Origin of the sequence: Isoptericola maris (genome assembly GCF_048065335.1) — a bacterium.
Taxonomy (GTDB): Bacteria; Actinomycetota; Actinomycetes; order Actinomycetales; family Cellulomonadaceae; genus Isoptericola; species Isoptericola rhizosphaerae.
Genome location: NZ_JBLUNY010000008.1, coordinates 118463 through 135445, shown reverse-complemented (window position 1 = coordinate 135445; position 16983 = coordinate 118463). Strand labels below are relative to the sequence as shown.

Below are 16983 nucleotides of genomic sequence, written 5' to 3'. Positions count from 1 at the left end.
CAGGGACGTGACCAGCGACATGGCGTGATCCCGGTCACGGCCATGTACGATCAGTCAGCGCGAGGCCGCCGGAACGGTCCGGTATGCGCGCGCAGGACAACAGAATGTGTCACCGCTGACACGCCAGTCGTGAACGCAAGACACCCGACCACAACGGATCGTCCGGCACGTACCTGCCGGTGGAGGGAATCACCATGGCTTCGGTCACCTACGACCACGCGACGCGGATCTACCCGGGCTCTGAGCGCCCGGCCGTGGACCAGCTCAACCTCGAGGTGGAGGACGGCGAGTTCCTCGTCCTCGTCGGCCCCTCGGGCTGCGGAAAGTCGACCTCGCTGCGCATGCTGGCGGGCCTCGAGGACGTCAACGGCGGGCACATCTACATCGGTGACCGCGACGTCACCGACGTGCAGCCCAAGGACCGCGACATCGCGATGGTCTTCCAGAACTACGCGCTCTACCCGCACATGTCGGTGGCCGACAACATGGGCTTCGCCCTGAAGATTGCGGGCACGCCGAAGGCCGAGATCCGCCAGCGCGTCGAAGAGGCCGCCAAGATCCTCGACCTCACCGAGTACCTCGACCGCAAGCCGAAGGCGCTCTCCGGTGGTCAGCGTCAGCGTGTGGCCATGGGCCGTGCCATCGTGCGTCAGCCGCAGGTGTTCCTCATGGACGAGCCGCTGTCGAACCTCGACGCCAAGCTCCGTGTCCAGACGCGTACGCAGATCGCGTCCCTGCAGCGCCGCCTCGGCGTCACGACGGTCTACGTCACGCACGACCAGACCGAGGCCCTCACGATGGGTGACCGCATCGCCGTCCTCAAGGACGGTCTGCTGCAGCAGGTCGGCACCCCGCGCGAGATGTACGACACCCCGGCGAACGTGTTCGTCGCGGGCTTCATCGGCTCCCCGGCCATGAACGTCGGCACGTTCGACGTCAAGGACGGCAAGGCCATCGTCGGCCACGCCTCCGTCCCGCTCGAGCGGGAGACCATCAGCCAGCTCACGGACGCCGACGGCGGCAAGATCACCGTCGGGTTCCGTCCCGAGGCGCTCGAGATCGTCCCGTCCAGCACGGACGGTGCCCTGCAGGTCGAGGTCAACCTCGTCGAGGAGCTCGGTTCGGACGCGTTCGTGTACGGCTCGCTCAAGACCGAGGGTGCCGCCGGCGAGCTGCACTCCGGCAACTCCGACCAGGTCATCGTGCGCATCGACCCGCGCGACGTCCCGATGAAGGGTGACACCATCCACGTCACCATCGAGCCGGGCAAGTCGCACGTGTTCTCCCCCGCGACGGGCGCGCGACTCTGAGCGACGCCTGAGCAGCAGCATCGCGGCGGGGCGGGTCCGGCATCGACCGGACCTGCCCCGCCGTCGTCTACGCTGACACCCGATGGAACAGCTGCAGATCACCTCGGCGACGCCGAACTCGGCGCTGCTCGACCTCCCCTGGCGGCAGCCCCTCGCCGAGTGGCCGGCCGACGTGCTGGCCGCCCTGCCCCGCGGCATCTCCCGGCACGTGGTGCGGTTCGTGCGCCTCGACGGCCGTGTGCTCGCGATCAAGGAGATCAGCGAGTCGATCGCCTTCCGCGAGTACGAGATGCTGCGCCAGCTGCGCAAGCTCGACGTCCCCGCCGTGACACCCGTCGGCGTGGTCACGGGCCGCCGGTCCGACACGGGCGAACCTCTCGAGGCCGCCCTCGTGACCGAGCACCTGGCGTTCTCGCTGCCATACCGTTCCGTGTTCAGCCAGGCCCTGCGCGACGAGACCGCGAACCGGCTGATCGACGCCCTCGCGGTGCTCCTCGTGCGACTGCACCTGACCGGGTTCTTCTGGGGCGACGTGTCGTTGTCCAACACGCTGTTCCGGCGCGACGCGGAACAGTTCGCGGCGTACCTCGTCGACGCCGAGACGGGAGCCCTGCACCGCGAGCTCACCCGGGGGCAGCGGGAGTACGACCTCGACCTCGCGCGGACCAACATCATCGGCGAGCTGATGGACCTCGCCGCGGGCGAGCTGCTCGACGAGGAGGTCGACGAGATCGCCATCGGCGACTCGCTGGTCGAGCGCTACACCGAGCTGTGGCAGGCGCTCACCGGCGTCGAGGCCTTCCACGCCGACGAGCGCTGGCGGGTCGCCGCCCGCATCGAGAGGCTCAACGAGCTCGGCTTCGACGTGGGCGAGCTGTCGATCACCACGGACATCGGCGGCACCACGGTGCAGATCCAGCCCCAGGTGGTGGATGCGGGGCACCACTCGCGGCGGCTGCTCAAGCTCACCGGCCTGGACGTTCAGGACAACCAGGCTCGCCGGCTGCTCAACGACCTCGACTCCTACCAGGCGGCGACCGAGCGGCAGGACGACGACGAGCAGCTCGTGGCACACGACTGGCTGCAGAACGTCTTCCGGCCGACCATCCGTGCGGTGCCCCGCGAGCTGCGACGCAAGCTCGAGCCCGCGCAGCTGTACCACGAGATCCTCGACCACCGGTGGTACATCTCCGAGCAGGCGCAGCGCGACGTGCCGATGCCCGAGACGGTCGCGTCGTACGTCGAGAACGTGCTCCAGCACCGCCCCGACGAGAAGGCCATCCTCGGGCTCGCCCCCGGAGAGACGCCCGAGGACGGCCCCGAGTCGGACTACTTCCACTACGCATCGTCGGACGGCTGACGCCGAGGTAGTAGCACGGCCGCCGAGGTAGTACGGACCTTGCCGAGGTAGTACCGGGTTTCGCGAGGTAGTAGGGCTGGGGCCGAGGTAGTAGCGCTCGCGCCGAGGTAGTGCCCGACGGCGCGAGGTAGCGCCCGGGCGCAAACGCTCAAGCCGGGTGTCGGGTGCCGTGCACGGTCGTCAATCCCGAAGTGGAGGGCGCCCAGCGCCCGTGAACGCGACCGTGCACGGCGCCCGACACCCGGCGGAACCCGACCGGGCCAACTACCTCGTCACGCGACCCACTACCTCGGCGCGCGTCCCACTACCTCGCGCAATCCGGTACTACCTCGGCGTCAGGCGGTGGCCGCGGCCCGGGCCTGCGCCACCTCGTACAGCGTGATCCCCGCGGCCACGCCGGCGTTGAGCGACTCCACCGACGACGCGATGGGGATCGACGCCACGGCGTCGCAGGTCTCGCGGACCAGGCGCGAGAGCCCCTTGCCCTCCGAGCCCACCACGATCACCAGCGGGTCCGTCGCGAAGGCCAGGTCGCGGATCTCGGTGTCCCCACCGGCGTCGAGCCCGACGACGAACAGGCCCGCCTTCTTCAGGTCGGTCAGCGTCCGCGCCAGGTTGGTCTCCTTCGCGACCGGCACGCGGGCCGCGGCCCCGGCCGAGACCTTCCAGGCCGACGCCGTGACGGAGGCCGAGCGCCGGGAGGGCACCACTACGCCGTGCGCGCCGAACGCGCCCGCCGACCGCAGCACGGCCCCGAGGTTGCGCGGGTCGGTGACCGAGTCGAGCGCCACGATGAGCGGCGGCTCCCCGGCGTCGGCGGCGGCATCGAGCAGGTCCTCGACGTCCTTGTACTCGTACGGCGGCACCTCGAGCGCCACGCCCTGGTGCACGGAACCCTCGGTGAGCTGGTCCAGCGCCCCGCGCGACGACTCGAGCAGCCGCGCCCCCCGCATCGAGGCGAGCTCGATGATCTCGCGGGTGCGGTCGTCGTGGTCGATGCGCTCGGCGATGTGCACGGCCGTGACGGGAGCCTGCGTGCGCAGCGCCTCGAGCACGGCGTTGCGGCCGGCCACCACCTCCGCGCCACCGGTCGCCTTGCGCGTGCCGCGGGAGACGCCCTTGCGTGCGCCCTGCGCCTTCTGCGACTCCTGCCGCTTCTCCGCGGCGACCTTCTTCTTGTGCGCCGGGTGGTAGGTGCGGTCCTCGGCCCGCGGCGTCGGTCCCTTGCCCTGGAGCGCCTTGCGGCTGTGGCCGCCGGTACCGACCTGTGCGCCCTTCTTGGTGCTGCCCTTGCGCTTCGCGCCGGGACGCTGCGAGTTGCCCGCCATCAGCTGTTCTCCTCCGTGGTGGACAACGCCCAGCGGGCACCGTCCGGTGAGTCCTGCACGACGACGCCGGCCGCCGCGAGGCGGTCCCGGATCGCGTCGCTGGTGGCCCAGTCCTTCGCGGCTCGGGCTGCGGCACGCGCCTCGAGCTCCGCGCCCACGACGGCGTCGAGCGCGTCGGCCACCTTGGTGTCGGCTTCCGCGGCCCAGTGCGGGTCGGCGGGGTCGAGGCCGAGCACGTCCAGCATCCCCCGCAGCGTCACCAGCGCCAGGCGAGCGCCGTCGTCGTCCCCTGCGGCCAGGGCGCTGTTGCCGGAGCGCAACGTCTCGTGCACGACGGCGAGCGCGGCCGGGACGTTGAGATCGTCGTCCAACGCTGCCTCGAAGGCCGGCGGCAGCGCCGACGTGGCGACCTCTGTGCGGGACACGTCACCGACGCGCTCGGAGGCGCGTGCCACGAAGCCGACGAGCCGCTCCCAGGTGTGACGCGCCTCGTCGAGCGTGTCCGGCCCCCACTCGAGCATCGAGCGGTACTGGACCGCCGCGAGGGCGTAGCGCACGACCGGAGCGGGCGCCTTGGCGAGCACCTCGTCGATGAGCAGCCCGTTGCCGAGCGACTTGCTCATCTTCACGCCCTGCTGGGTCACCCAGGCCGAGTGCATCCACCGGTCGGCGAACCCGTAGCCCGCGGCTCGGGACTGGGCCTGCTCGTTCTCGTGGTGCGGGAACCGCAGGTCGAGACCGCCGCCGTGGATGTCGAAGGACTCGCCCAGGTACCGGCGCGCCATCGCGGAGCACTCGAGGTGCCAGCCCGGCCGGCCGCGCCCGAACGGCGTGTCCCAGGCCGCGGTCGCCGGCTCCCCGGGCCGCGACGCCTTCCACAGCGCGAAGTCGTGGGGGTCGCGCTTCTCCGTCGCGACGGCGTCGTCCGTGGACTCGGGGTTGAGGTCCTCGAGCCGCTGCGTGGTCAGCTCGCCGTAGGCGGGCCAGGAGCGGACGTCGAACCAGACGTTGCCGGGCCCGGTGGTGTACGCGTGCCCCGACTCGACGAGTCGCTCCATCAGGTCGATCATCTGCGGCACGTGGCCGGTGGCGCGCGGCTCGTAGGTGGGCGGCAGGACGCCCAGGGCGTCGTACGCGGCGGTGAACTCCCGCTCGTACGTGGCGGCGTGCGCCCACCACTCGACCCCGGCCGCGGCCGCCTTGGTCAGGATCTTGTCGTCGATGTCGGTGACGTTGCGGATCAACGTCACGTCCAAACCCTTGCGCTGCAGCCAGCGGCGCAGCACGTCGAACGCGACGGCGGGGCGCAGGTGGCCGACGTGCGGCGACGACTGGACGGTCGCGCCGCACAGGTAGATGCCGACCTTGCCAGGGGTTCGAGGGACGAGCTCGCGCACGGTGCGCGTGGCGGTGTCATACAGGTGCAAGGTCACCGGTCCAGGGTACCGGCCTGGTCGCCGCTCCTCGGAGCCGGGCGGCGTGGACCCTCAGCCGAAGGTGCGACCCTCGCCACGGTAGGTCGGCACCGTCCCGACCACCTCGTCGCCGCGCACCAGGTGCACGGCGGCGAACCGCTCCATCAGCTCGCCCGCCTTGGCGTGACGGAACCACACCCGGTCCCCCACGTCCAGAGGACGCCCACCCCGCAGCCGCAACGGCGTCTGCACCTCGCCGGCGGCCTCCTGCCGGGTCAGCGCCCAACCGGGAGTGACCAGCCGCGGCAGGCGGGACCGGCCCGCGGGGCCGGAGGCGATGTACCCGCCGCCGAACGCCGTCGCCCACCCGGGCCCCGGGTTCCGCACGACGTCGAGCCCGAAGAAGGCGGACGGCCGCTGCGTCACGGAGCGCATCGCGTCGAACGTGCCGGGGACGAACAGCCCGGACCCCGAGGTCACCTCGGTCACCCCGGTCCCGGCCGCGGACGTCTCGAGGGAGCCCGTGCCACCGGCGTTGACCAGCTCGACGTCGTGCCCGACGGCGGCACGCACCGCCGCGAGGATGCCGCGGCGCCGCTGGTCGACGTCCGGCACGGAGAGCGCCTTGACCACCCGGACCGCCGGGGTGTCGGGCACGCCGGCGACCTGCGCCTCGTAGAACATCAGGCCCCGCAGGCGCAGACCCTCGGTACCGGCCACCTCGACCGCCAGCGCGGCGACCTGCTCCGGGCTGCGCAGCGGCGACCGCCGGGTGCCCAGGTGGAGCTGAAGGGGACCCCACCCGACCCGCAGCGAGGAGTCCACGTCGAGGCACACCGCGACGTCCGGCAGCGCGGGCTCTCCGGCTGCTGCGTCCCGTCCGGCGAGCGCGGTCCGCACGAGCGCGAGCTGCGCGACGTCGTCGACCATGAGGGTGATCTCGCGGCGTGCGACCGGGTCGCCGGCGAGCCGGGCGAGCGCTCCGGCGTCGACCGTCGGGTAGCCGAGGAGGACGTCGCGCACGCCGGTGCCCACCAGCCACATGGCCTCGTCCAGCGAGAAGGCCATGACGCCCGCGAACCCGGCCCCCAGTGCCCGCTCGATCAGCGAGCGCACCCGCACCGACTTGGCGGCCACGCGGACCGGGGTGCCGCCGGCCCGGCTGAGCAGGCTCGCCGCGTTGGCGTCGAACACGTCGAGGTCGACGACGGCGAGCGGCGCGGGCAGACCGTCCGTGGCCCTGGTCAGCCGCTCGGTCTCGCCCATGCACGCACGGTACACCGGCGGCCCGGCGTGGCAGAGTGTTCGCCGTGACGTTCACCACCTGGGGGCGGACCTTCACCGCCGAACCGGCACAGCGTGCGACGCCCCGCGACGAGCCGGCGCTGCGCGCCATGGTGGCCCGCGCGGCGGCCGACGGCCTGCGGGTGCGCGCCGTCGGGGCCGGGCACTCGTTCACCGACGCGGCCGTGACGGACGGGCTGCTGCTCAGCCTGGACCACCTGCGTGGCCTGGAGTCGATGCAGCGGCTGCCCTCGGGAGGTGCGCTCGTGACCGTGGGAGCGGGCACCCGGCTGCACGAGCTCAACGCGATCCTCGCCTCGCACGGCCTGGCGATGCGCAACCTGGGCGACATCGACCGACAGTCGGTCGCCGGCGCGATCTCGACCGGCACCCACGGCACGGGCGCCCGGCTCGGCGGGCTGGCCACCCAGGTTCGCGGCCTGCGGCTCGTGCACGCCGACGGCACCGTGCGCACCGTGACCGACGACGACCCCGCCGGCTCGCCCGAGCGGGTGCTCTTCGAGGTGGCCCGGCTCGGTCTCGGCACGGTGGGCGTGCTCGCCGCTGTCACCCTCGAGGTGGTACCGGCCTACCTGCTCCGCTCGACGGAGACGGTACGGCCGTGGCGCGAGGTCGTGGAGGGCTACGACGAGCTCGTGGCGCAGCACCAACGGGTCGACGCCTACTGGTTCCCCGGCACGGACCGCATGCTCACGTGGTGCAACGACCCCCTGGACCGTGACGAGGCTGCCGCGCACGCCGAGCGTCAGGAGGGCCTCGCCGGCACGGTGCGGCGTCTGGGCGCAGGGGCGCGCACCGTCCTCGACGAGGAGGTGCTGGCCAACGGTGCCCTCGGGGTCGCCATGCGGCTGGCGGCCGCGGCCCCCCGCTGGGTCCCACGGATCAACCGGGTGAGCGCGGCCGCGCTCGGCGACCGCACGTACGTGGCGCCGTCGGACCGCGTGCTGGTGACACGGCGGCGGGTGCGCTTCGCGGAGATGGAGTACGCCGTGCCGCGCGCCGCGCTGCGCGAGGTGCTGACCGATCTCGCGGCCTGGCTGCGGACGTCCGGCGAACCGGTGCCGTTCCCCGTGGAGGTGCGCTGCGCGGCGGCGGACGACGTGTGGCTCTCGACGGCGCGCGGCCGGGAGACGGCGTACGTGGCCGTGCACCAGTACCACCGCATGCCGCGCGAGCGGTACTTCGCCGCGGCGGAGGAGATCTTCGTGGCCGCGGGTGGGCGACCGCACTGGGGCAAGCTGCACACCCGTACCGCCGACGACCTGGCCGAGCACTACCCGCTCGACGACGTCGCGAGCGTCCGCGCCGTCGTCGACCCCGCCGGAACGTTCCGCAACGCGTACACGGACCGGGTCCTCGGCGCCCTCTGAGCGTCAGGGGCGACCCTCGGCGTCGTGGGAGGCGACCAGTGCCGTCGCGACCGCCGCGACGCCCTCGCCGCGACCGGTGAGCCCGAGCCCGTCGGACGTCGTCGCGCTCAGCGACACCGGTGCGCCGGCAGCCTCCGACAGCGCCGCCTCCGCCTCCGACCGGCGCGGCCCGACCTTCGGCCGGTTCCCGATCACCTGGACGGCGACGTTGCCGATCTCGAAGCCCGCGGCACGCACCCGGCGCGCGGCCTCCGCGAGCAGGGCCGCACCGCTCGCCCCGGCCCACTCGGGCTCGCTGGTACCGAAGTGCGACCCGAGGTCGCCGATGCCCGCCGCGGAGAACAGCGCGTCGGCTGCCGCGTGCGCCGCGACGTCCGCGTCCGAGTGACCCGCCAGCCCACGCTCCCCCGGCCAGTGCAGACCGCCCAACCACAGCTCACGGTCCGAACCCTCGGGGGCGAACGCGTGGACGTCGACGCCGACGCCGGTCCGCGGCAGGGCGCTCATCGTTCCTCCAGCAGGATGGTGGCGACGGCGAGGTCGCGTTCCGTGGTGATCTTGAGCGCCGCGGCGTCGCCGGCGACGACGTGCACGGGCTCACCGAGCGCCTCGACCAGCCCCGCGTCGTCCGTGGCGGCCAGGTGCTCGGCGGCTGCCCGGGAGGCGCCCTCGGCGTGCGCCCGGACCAGCAGGTCGTGGTCGAAGCCCTGCGGCGTCTGCACGGCACGCAGCACGCTGCGGTCCGGGGTCTCGACGACTCGCTCGACCACGGGCGCACCGGAGGCGGAGCGTCCGGCCGGGGCGCCGTCGTCGGGCGCCACCCGCTTGATCGTGTCCGTGACCGGCAGGCCGGGGACGACGGCGGGATGCCCGCTGCGCACGGCCGCCACGACGCGCCGGACGAGCGCGGGCGGGGTGAACGGCCGGGCCGCGTCGTGCACGAGGACGACGTCCGTGCCCGGGACCGCCTGGGCGAGCCCGGCGGCGACGGACGCCTGACGCGTCACGCCGCCGTCGACCACGTGCAGCTCGAGATCGAGCGGGCCGACGGCGGCACGCATCTCTGCGCTGCGACCCGGCGGCGCGGTGATGACGAGGACGTCCACCACGCCGGAGCCCGCCAGCGCCCGGGCGGCGTGCGTGATCATCGGCAGGCCGCCGACCTCGACCAGCGCCTTGGGGACGTCCCGCCCGAGCCGCGTGCCGGAGCCGGCCGCGGTGAGGATCGCGAGCGTCGTCAGGAGGCGAGCACCTCGTCGATGATGGCGCCCGCCTTCTCCTCGTCGACGCCCTCGGCGAGGGCGACCTCGGACTCGAGGATCTGACGAGCCTTGGCGAGCATGCGCTTCTCGCCGGCGCTCAGCCCACGGTCCGCGTCACGGCGCGAGAGGTCGCGCACGACCTCGCCGACCTTGATCACGTCGCCGGACGCGAGCTTCTCGAGGTTCGCCTTGTACCGCCGTGACCAGTTGGTCGGCTCCTCGGTGTACGGGGCGCGCAGCACGTCGAAGACCCTGTCGAGGCCTTCCTGGTCGACCACGTCGCGCACGCCGACGAGGTCGACGTTCTCGGCCGGGACCTCGATCGTCAGGTCGCCCTGGGCGACCTTGAGCTTGAGGTACATCTTCTCTTCACCACGGATCTTGCGCGTCTTGACCTCTTCGATCAGCGCGGCGCCGTGATGCGGGTAGACAACCGTCTCGCCTACTGTGAACGTCATCTGTAGATGTCCCCTTTCCCAGTAGGTGAGTCTATCACGGGAAAGGGCTCGCTCTGCGTGCCCGGAGGCGTTCACGCCGTGGCTCGCGACAGCATCGCCGCAGGTCAGAGCGTTGCCGGGAACCTCGGTGGATGTAGGTCGGCGAACCGCACTAGGATAGCGCCGGGCGCTCTGCGTCCTCCCATCCAGTGACACAACGCGTGCACAAGACCTGCCGTCGGCACGCACGCTCCAGCCGAAGGAGAGCACGTGGCCCGCTCCGCCCGTCCTGCCCGAACCACCCTCGCCGTCGCGGGCGCCGCCGTCGGAGCGCTGCTGCTGGGGGCGTGCGCACCGATCACCACGCAGCTCGCCTACTCGCCCTCGGACGGCAGCCGTGTCGACTTCGAGGACGCCGACGTGCGCGGTCTCAACCTGATGGTCGTGTCCGCTGCCGAGGGTGAGCAGGGCAGGGTGCTGGGCGCTCTCGCCAACGAGTCCTCCGAGGACGTCGAGTTCGTCCTGACCACCCCCGGCTCCGGCCCGGTGAGCGTCCCCGTGCCCGCGAACGGGACGGTCTACCTCGGCACCGAGGACGGCGAGCAGGTCATGCTCGGCTCCGTGGCGGCGATCCCCGGCGCGAACCTCGAGGCGTCGCTCTCCGCCGCCGGCGCGACGGAGGACTTCTACCTGCCCGTCCTCGACGGCACGCTCCCGGAGTACGCCGAGTACCTCCCCTGACCCCCGAGGTAGTAGCGGCGCCGAGGTAGTAGCGGCGCCGTCGAGGTAGTAGGAAGAGGCCCCTCCCGCTCGAGCGGGAGGGGCCTTCTCGTTGCGACGCGGCGGCCGGCGGTACTGCCTCGGCAGGCGCGGTACTACCCCGCGGTCAGCCGAAGCGGCCGGAGACGTAGTCCTCGGTCGACTTCTCGGCCGGCGACGAGAAGATCGTCGACGTGTCGTCCATCTCGATCAGCTTGCCCGGCTTGCCGGTGCCGGCGATGTTGAAGAATGCCGTCCGGTCGCTCACGCGCGCCGCCTGCTGCATGTTGTGCGTGACGATCACGATCGTGTAGTCGTTCTTCAGCTCGCCGATCAGGTCCTCGATCGCGATGGTCGAGATCGGGTCGAGGGCCGAGCAGGGCTCGTCCATGAGGAGCACCTGCGGCTTCACGGCGATGGCCCGAGCGATGCACAGCCGCTGCTGCTGCCCGCCGGAGAGTCCGGACCCCGGCTTCTCGAGGCGGTCCTTCACCTCGTTCCACAGGTTGGCGCCGTGCAGCGAGGACTCGACCAGGTCGTCGGCGTCGGCCTTGGAGATCCGCTTGTTGTTGAGCTTGACGCCCGCCAGCACGTTGTCGCGGATCGACATCGTGGGAAACGGGTTGGGGCGCTGGAACACCATGCCCACGTTGCGGCGCACCGCGACCGGGTCGACGTCCGACCCGTAGAGGTCGACGCCCTCGAGCTGGACGCTGCCCTCGACGCGCGCACCAGGAATCACCTCGTGCATCCGGTTGAGCGTGCGCAGGTACGTCGACTTGCCGCAGCCGGACGGGCCGATGAGGGCCGTCACCGACTCGGGCTCGATCGTCATCGCGACGTCCTGCACGGCGAGGAAGTCGCCGTAGTAGATGTTGAGATCCTTGACATCGATGCGCTGTGCCATCGTTATTTCCTTCTTCTGAGCTGCGTCTGGTCGGCGGGTCTGCGCGTCAGCGCAGCTTCGGGGAGAACCAACGGTTCACCAGTCGGCCGACGATGTTGAGGACCAGGACGATCGCGATGAGCACGAGTGCGGAGCCCCACGCGTTCTGGAACGCGATGTCCGCCACGCACGACGCCGACTCGCCGGACGGGCAGGGCGCGTAGCCCTGGTGGTACTGCCGGTAGCTGAAGACGGGCAGCGTCATCATGCGGCCGTCGAACGGGTTCATGTTGATCGAGTCGGTGACGCCCACGGTGACGAGCAGCGGGGCCGTCTCGCCGATGACGCGGGCGACGGCGAGCAGCACGCCCGTGGTCAGGCCCGCGATCGAGGTGCGGAGCACCACCTTGACGATCGTCAACCACTTCGGCACGCCCAGCGCGTAGGAGGCCTCGCGCAGCTCGTTCGGGACGAGCTTGAGCATCTCCTCGCAGGAGCGCACCACCACCGGGATCATGAGCACGGAGAGCGCGACCGCGCCCATGAAGCCCATCTGGGCGCTCGGGCCGAGGAAGAGGGCGAAGAGCGAGAAGGCGAAGAGCCCGGCGACGATCGACGGGATGCCGGTCATGACGTCCACGAAGAACGTGACCGCCTTGGCCAGCCAGCCGCGCCCGTACTCGACGAGGTAGATCGCCGTGAGCACGCCCACCGGTACGGAGATGAGCGCGGCGATCCCGGTGATCACGAGCGTGCCCATGATCGCGTGGTAGATGCCGCCGGTGGGGTCGCCGCCGAAGATGTTGCGCATCGACAGCGACAGGAAGTCGATGCTCATCCGGCCGACGCCCTCGACCGTGACGGTCCACAGGAGCCAGACCAGCGGGACCATCGCCAGGGCGAAGGCGAACCAGATGAGGCTCCGCATGACGAGGTCGGTGCGGCGGCGGCCCGGGTCGGCCGCCGTGAGCAGGGCGCGGGTGCGCTCGGTGGCGTCCGCGGTGTTCGTGGTTCCGGTCGCGACGCTCATCAGTTGGCCCCCGAGAATTCCTTGCGGCGCGCGACGATCCAGCGCGCGGTCATGTTGACGGCCAGCGTGATGACGAACAGGGCGAGGCCGGTCGCGATCAGCGTGTTGATGCCGAGCCCGGTCGACTCCGGGAAGTCTGCGGCGATGTACGCGGCGATCGTCTGGTGCTGCCCCGCGGCGAGGATGTCCAGGCTGTAGGAGAACCCGGGCGAGATGATCATCAGCACAGCCATCGTCTCGCCGAGCGCGCGGCCCAGACCGAGCATGGCCGCGGAGATCACGCCGGACCGCCCGAAGGGCAAGACCGCGGTGCGCACGACCTCCCAGCGGGTGGCGCCGAGGGCGAGCGCCGCCTCCTCGTGCAGCTTGGGCGTCTGGAGGAAGACCTCGCGGGACACCGCGGTGATGATCGGCAGGATCATCACGGCCAGCACCACGCCGACCGTGGCCATCGCTCGCCCGGTCGTGGACGCCTGGCCGCCGTACAGCGGGATCCAGCTCAGGTTCTCGTTCAGCCACAGCCAGACCGGCGTCAGCACGGGGGCCAGCACGAGGAAGCCCCAGAGGCCGTAGACGACCGAGGGGATCGCGGCCAGCAGGTCGACGAGGTAGCCCAGCACCTGCGACAGGCGCCGCGGCGAGTAGTGCGAGATGAACAGCGCGATGCCGATCGCCACCGGGACCGCCAGGCACAGTGCGAGGACCGCGGCCAGGAGCGTGCCGAAGACGAGGGGTCCCACGTACCCCAGGAGGGACGTGTCCTCCGGGTAGCGGGGCACGGCCGACGCGAGCTCGGTGCTGCCCGCCGTGATCGCCGGCCATGCCTGCCACAGCAGGAACAGTGCGACCGCGGCCAGCACGACGAGGATCAGGACGCCGGCGCCGACGGCGATCCAGCGGAAGACGCGGTTGAAGCCGCGGTCGGACGACCGCCGTCGGCGGACCGCGCGGGTGCCCGCTCGAGGCGGGCTGTCGGTGATGCTCACTCGGATTCCTCGCTCATGCTGGGTGCGCTGCTCTCGACTCTGCTCTGGTGCCAGACGGCGGTGCCGGGGGCGGGGGGGGGCGCGGGGGGGGGGGGGGCCCCCGGCCGCCGGCCGGAGCCTGTGGTCGGGTCAGCTCGCGGAGATCGACTCGATGCCGGGCATGATCGCCTGGCGGATCGTGTCGGACAGCGGCGCGGAACCGGCGGCGTCGGAGGCGGCCTGCTGGCCCTCCTCGCTGGCGAGGTAGGTCAGGAAGCCCTTGACCAGCTCGGCGGTCTCCGCGTCGTCGTAGGACGTGCAGGCGAGGGAGTACGACACGAGCACGATCGGGTAGGTGCCCGGGATGTCGCGCTCCAGGTCGATCGAGTAGACGTACTCGCTGGTGCCCTCGGTACGCGGCGACTGGGCGACGACCTCGGCGGCGGCCTCGGCCGAGTACGGCACGAACTCGTCGCCGACACCGACCGCGACGGTGCCCAGGTCGGCGACCTGGGAGGCGTCGGCGTAGGTGATGGTGCCGTCACCGGCCTGGGCGGCGCCGACGACCCCGGAGGTGCCCTGCGCGGACTCCTGGCCGTCGATCGGCCAGACACCGGACGGCTCGGTCGTCCAGATGTCGGGTGCGACCGTGTAGAGGTACTCCTCGAAGTTCTCCGTCGTGCCCGACTCGTCGGAGCGGTGCACCACGGTGATCGCCGTGCCGGGGAGCTCGGCGTCCGGGTTGTCCGCGGCGATCGCCTCGTCGTCCCAGGTGGTGATCTCGCCGAGGAAGATGTTGGCGATCGTCTCGGGCTGCATGTTCAGCGAGTCGACGCCCTCGAGGTTGAAGGCCACCGCCACAGGGCTGACGTAGCCGGGGAACTCGATGACCCCGTCCGGGCCGCACTGGGCCTCGGCGGCGGCGAGCTCCTCGTCGTCCAGCGCGGCGTCCGAGCCGGCGAACTTGTAGGAGCCGTCACCGAACCCGGTGCGCCCGCCGCCCGAACCGACCGGGTCGTAGTTCACGGTGGCGTCCGGGTTCGCCTGCTGGAAGCCGGCGCGCCAGGCGTTCATCGCGGCCTCCTGCGACGAGGCACCGCCGCCCGAGAGCTCGCCGGAGAGCGAGGCCGTCGCGTCGCCGGTCTCCGTCGACTCCGCGCCGTCGCCGCCCGAGGCGGTGTCCGCAGGCTCGGGGTCCGAGCCGCACGCGGCGAGGCTCAGGGCGAGCACGCCGACGGCGACGGCAGATCCTGCACGAGTGAATCGGCTGAGGTTCACGAGTCGTCCATCCTTCACGCATGTGGTGGCACCGGCGGCCGCCGGCGTTCGGATGGAACGCTAAGGAGGCCAGATGACCCGGTGACCAGGAGCAGGTGAACGACTCATGAACAGCCGAGGGCCTGTTGGCGAGACCGCCTCTCAGGACTCGTCGGCCAGCTTGTACCCCAGCCCGCGCACCGTGAGGAGGAGGGCCGGCGACCCGGGGTCGGCCTCGATCTTGGAGCGGATGCGCTTGACGTGGACGTCGAGCGTCTTCGTGTCGCCGACGTAGTCGGCGCCCCACACCCGGTCGATGAGCTGCCCGCGGGTCAGCACGCGACCGGCGTTGCGCAGCAGCAGCTCGAGCAGGTCGAACTCCTTGAGGGGCAGCGAGACCGCCTCCCCGCCCACGGCCACCGTGTGCCGCTCCACGTCCATGCGCACCGGGCCGACCTCGAGGACCGACTCGCCGTCGTCGTCGTGGCCGTTGGCGCCGCTGTCGGCACCGGCCGCCCCACGCCGCCGCATGACCGCACGCATGCGCGCCAGCAGCTCGCGGAACGAGTACGGCTTGGTGACGTAGTCGTCCGCGCCGAGCTCCAGGCCCACGACCTTGTCGATCTCCGAGTCCTTGGCGGTGAGCATGATGATCGGCACGTCTCCTCGCTGCCGCAGCTCCCGGCACACCTCCGTGCCGCTGAGGCCGGGGAGCATCAGGTCGAGCAGCACGAGGTCCGCGCCGCCGTCGTCGAACCGGTCCAGCGCGTCGTTGCCGTTCGACGTCGCCACGACCTCGTAGCCCTCGCGGGTCAGCTGGTACGTCAGCGGGTCGCGGTAGGACTCCTCGTCCTCGACCACCAGGATGCGCGTCACGCGCCTACCTCCTCGTTCGTCGGGCCTTCCGGCCCGTGCTCATGGTCACCGCCGCGCCCCGCCCTCGGGGGCACGTGCGAAACGTGGGTCACGTCGTCGGTCGCGTCTGCCGGGCTCGCCGTCGACCCGGGCGGCTCGCCGGCCGGGAGGTCCGCGGCAGGAATCCGCAAGGTGAAGGTCGACCCCTTGCCCGGCTCGGACCACACGCGCACGTCCCCGCCGTGGTCGGCGGCGACGTGCTTGACGATGCTCAGCCCGAGGCCCGTGCCGCCCGTGTCCCGCGAACGCGCCGGGTCGACGCGGTAGAAGCGTTCGAAGACCCGCTCCTGCACCTCCGCGGAGATGCCGATGCCCTGGTCGACGACGTCGATCTCGACCAGGCCGCCGCGCTCGTGCACGCCGACGCCCACGCGGGTGTTCTCCCCCGAGTAGGACACGGCGTTGTCGAGCAGGTTGCGCACCGCCGTCACGAGCAGGTTGTGGTCACCGAAGACGACGCAGTCCACCGAGCCGCCCACCGTGATGGTGATGTTCTTGCCCTGCGCCGTCGTGCGGGCCCGGTCGACGGCCTCGTCGACGACGTCGCGCACCGGGACGGGGCGGACCTGCTGCAACGCTCCGGCCACCTGGAGGCGCGAGAGCTCGATGATCTCGTGCACCAGGGCGGACAGCCGGTGCGCCTCGGACTGCATCCGCTCGGTGAACCGGCGCACGGCCACGGGGTCGTCAGCGGCGTCCTGCACGGTCTCCGCGAGCAGCGCGAGCGCGCCCACCGGCGTCTTCAGCTCGTGGGAGACGTTGACGACGAAGTCCCGACGGATGGCCTCGACGCGCCGCGCCTCGGTGCGGTCCTCGGCCAGGACGAGGAGGTTGTCGAGCCCCAGCGCCGCGACCCGCACCTGCAGCAGCACCGTGCCGGAGCCGATCGGGCCGCGCGGCAGCTCCAGCTCCTCCTCGCGGATGACGCCGTCGCGGCGCACCTCCCGCACCATGTCGACGATCGCCGGGTGCACCAGCGCGTCGTTGCGCACGATGCCGAGCGCATACGCGGGCGGGGACGCCCGGATCACCTCGTCGTCGTCGCCGAGCACCACGGCGGCGGAGCGCAGCACCGACAGCACCCGCACGAGACCGCTGTCGAGCTCCGACGTCCCGGCGTCCGCGTCACGGCGCTGGATGCGGTCCGAGAAGCGGAAGGCGAGGGCAGCGACCAGCCCGACGACGACGCCGAGCACGCCGGCGACGACGGCGGTCGCACCCTGGATGATTCCCTCCACGCCCTCAGCCTAGGTCGCGCCGGAGCCCTCGCCGTGCCAGGGCGCCGTCTGCTCCCTGACGTGTCGTCCAGTGTTCACCTGTGGACCTCGCGACGTTCACCTGGGAGCCTGGGCCGGCTGCGAGAGTTGCTCAGCACAAGAATTCC

General features: G+C 71.9%; 16 protein-coding genes. 4 read left to right on the top strand and 12 right to left on the bottom strand.

Annotation, left to right across the window (positions count from 1 at the left end):
- Positions 1-194: 194 nt before the first annotated feature.
- Positions 195-1310: an ABC transporter ATP-binding protein gene (locus tag ACH5HR_RS12870; RefSeq protein WP_416478195.1), complete on the top strand. Its 1116-nt coding sequence runs from the start codon at positions 195-197 to the stop codon at positions 1308-1310.
- A gap of 82 nt (positions 1311-1392) precedes the next feature.
- The gene (locus ACH5HR_RS12865; protein WP_416478193.1) at positions 1393-2670 is read left to right on the top strand and encodes a DUF4032 domain-containing protein; all 1278 of its coding nucleotides are present in this window, start codon (positions 1393-1395) and stop codon (positions 2668-2670) included.
- Between the two features lie 335 nt (positions 2671-3005).
- Here the strand turns inward: ACH5HR_RS12865 and rlmB are convergent, their stop codons facing one another.
- From rlmB to ACH5HR_RS12850, 3 genes are read right to left on the bottom strand one after another with little or no spacing between them, the layout of a single operon-like run.
- Positions 3006-3998 carry a 23S rRNA (guanosine(2251)-2'-O)-methyltransferase RlmB gene (gene rlmB, locus ACH5HR_RS12860; RefSeq protein ID WP_402374202.1) on the bottom strand — a complete coding sequence of 331 codons (993 nt, stop codon included), beginning with the start codon at positions 3996-3998 and terminating at the stop codon, positions 3006-3008.
- The gene (gene cysS, locus ACH5HR_RS12855) at positions 3998-5431 is read right to left on the bottom strand and encodes a cysteine--tRNA ligase (protein WP_416478191.1); all 1434 of its coding nucleotides are present in this window, start codon (positions 5429-5431) and stop codon (positions 3998-4000) included. Before cysS ends, rlmB begins: the two co-directional genes overlap by 1 nt.
- 54 nt (positions 5432-5485) lie before the next feature.
- Entirely contained in the window at positions 5486-6679 is a 1194-nt protein-coding gene (locus tag ACH5HR_RS12850; RefSeq protein ID WP_416478189.1) for a type III PLP-dependent enzyme domain-containing protein, read from the bottom strand.
- A 44-nt stretch (positions 6680-6723) separates the two neighbouring features.
- Between ACH5HR_RS12850 and ACH5HR_RS12845 the strand changes: the two genes are divergently transcribed.
- Complete coding sequence (locus ACH5HR_RS12845) at positions 6724-8088, top strand: D-arabinono-1,4-lactone oxidase (protein WP_416478188.1); 1365 nt, start codon at positions 6724-6726, stop codon at positions 8086-8088.
- 3 nt (positions 8089-8091) lie between these two features.
- Here ACH5HR_RS12845 and ispF read toward each other — a convergent pair whose 3' ends face one another.
- From ispF to ACH5HR_RS12830, 3 genes are read right to left on the bottom strand one after another with little or no spacing between them, the layout of a single operon-like run.
- Positions 8092-8595 (bottom strand): 2-C-methyl-D-erythritol 2,4-cyclodiphosphate synthase, encoded by a 504-nt coding sequence (gene ispF / locus ACH5HR_RS12840; RefSeq protein WP_402374194.1) that lies wholly within the window; start codon positions 8593-8595, stop codon positions 8092-8094.
- A complete protein-coding gene (gene ispD, locus ACH5HR_RS12835) occupies positions 8592-9329 on the bottom strand; it encodes a 2-C-methyl-D-erythritol 4-phosphate cytidylyltransferase (protein ID WP_402374531.1) in 738 nt (245 codons plus the stop codon). The genes ispF and ispD overlap by 4 nt, the downstream gene beginning before the upstream one ends.
- On the bottom strand, positions 9326-9808 hold the full coding sequence (locus ACH5HR_RS12830) for a CarD family transcriptional regulator (protein ID WP_098464588.1): 483 nt from the start codon (positions 9806-9808) through the stop codon (positions 9326-9328). The genes ispD and ACH5HR_RS12830 overlap by 4 nt, the downstream gene beginning before the upstream one ends.
- A 249-nt stretch (positions 9809-10057) precedes the next feature.
- Here ACH5HR_RS12830 and ACH5HR_RS12825 point away from each other — a divergent pair, with 249 nt between their 5' ends.
- Complete coding sequence (locus ACH5HR_RS12825) at positions 10058-10528, top strand: hypothetical protein (RefSeq protein ID WP_402374192.1); 471 nt, start codon at positions 10058-10060, stop codon at positions 10526-10528.
- 145 nt (positions 10529-10673) lie between these two features.
- On the opposite strand, the gene pstB is transcribed toward ACH5HR_RS12825, so the two are convergent.
- From pstB to ACH5HR_RS12795, 6 genes are all read right to left on the bottom strand, one after another.
- Positions 10674-11453, bottom strand: coding sequence for a phosphate ABC transporter ATP-binding protein PstB (gene pstB, locus ACH5HR_RS12820; protein WP_402374190.1), 780 nt, complete (start codon positions 11451-11453; stop codon positions 10674-10676).
- A gap of 46 nt (positions 11454-11499) precedes the next feature.
- The gene (gene pstA, locus ACH5HR_RS12815; protein WP_416478186.1) at positions 11500-12462 is read right to left on the bottom strand and encodes a phosphate ABC transporter permease PstA; all 963 of its coding nucleotides are present in this window, start codon (positions 12460-12462) and stop codon (positions 11500-11502) included.
- Positions 12462-13448, bottom strand: coding sequence for a phosphate ABC transporter permease subunit PstC (gene pstC / locus ACH5HR_RS12810; protein WP_402374186.1), 987 nt, complete (start codon positions 13446-13448; stop codon positions 12462-12464). Before pstC ends, pstA begins: the two co-directional genes overlap by 1 nt.
- A 129-nt stretch (positions 13449-13577) precedes the next feature.
- Complete coding sequence (pstS, locus tag ACH5HR_RS12805; RefSeq protein ID WP_402374184.1) at positions 13578-14705, bottom strand: phosphate ABC transporter substrate-binding protein PstS; 1128 nt, start codon at positions 14703-14705, stop codon at positions 13578-13580.
- A 141-nt stretch (positions 14706-14846) separates the two neighbouring features.
- Positions 14847-15560 carry a response regulator gene (locus ACH5HR_RS12800; RefSeq protein WP_402374182.1) on the bottom strand — a complete coding sequence of 238 codons (714 nt, stop codon included), beginning with the start codon at positions 15558-15560 and terminating at the stop codon, positions 14847-14849.
- Positions 15557-16837: a sensor histidine kinase gene (locus ACH5HR_RS12795; RefSeq protein WP_416478185.1), complete on the bottom strand. Its 1281-nt coding sequence runs from the start codon at positions 16835-16837 to the stop codon at positions 15557-15559. Before ACH5HR_RS12795 ends, ACH5HR_RS12800 begins: the two co-directional genes overlap by 4 nt.
- Positions 16838-16983 lie beyond the last annotated feature (146 nt).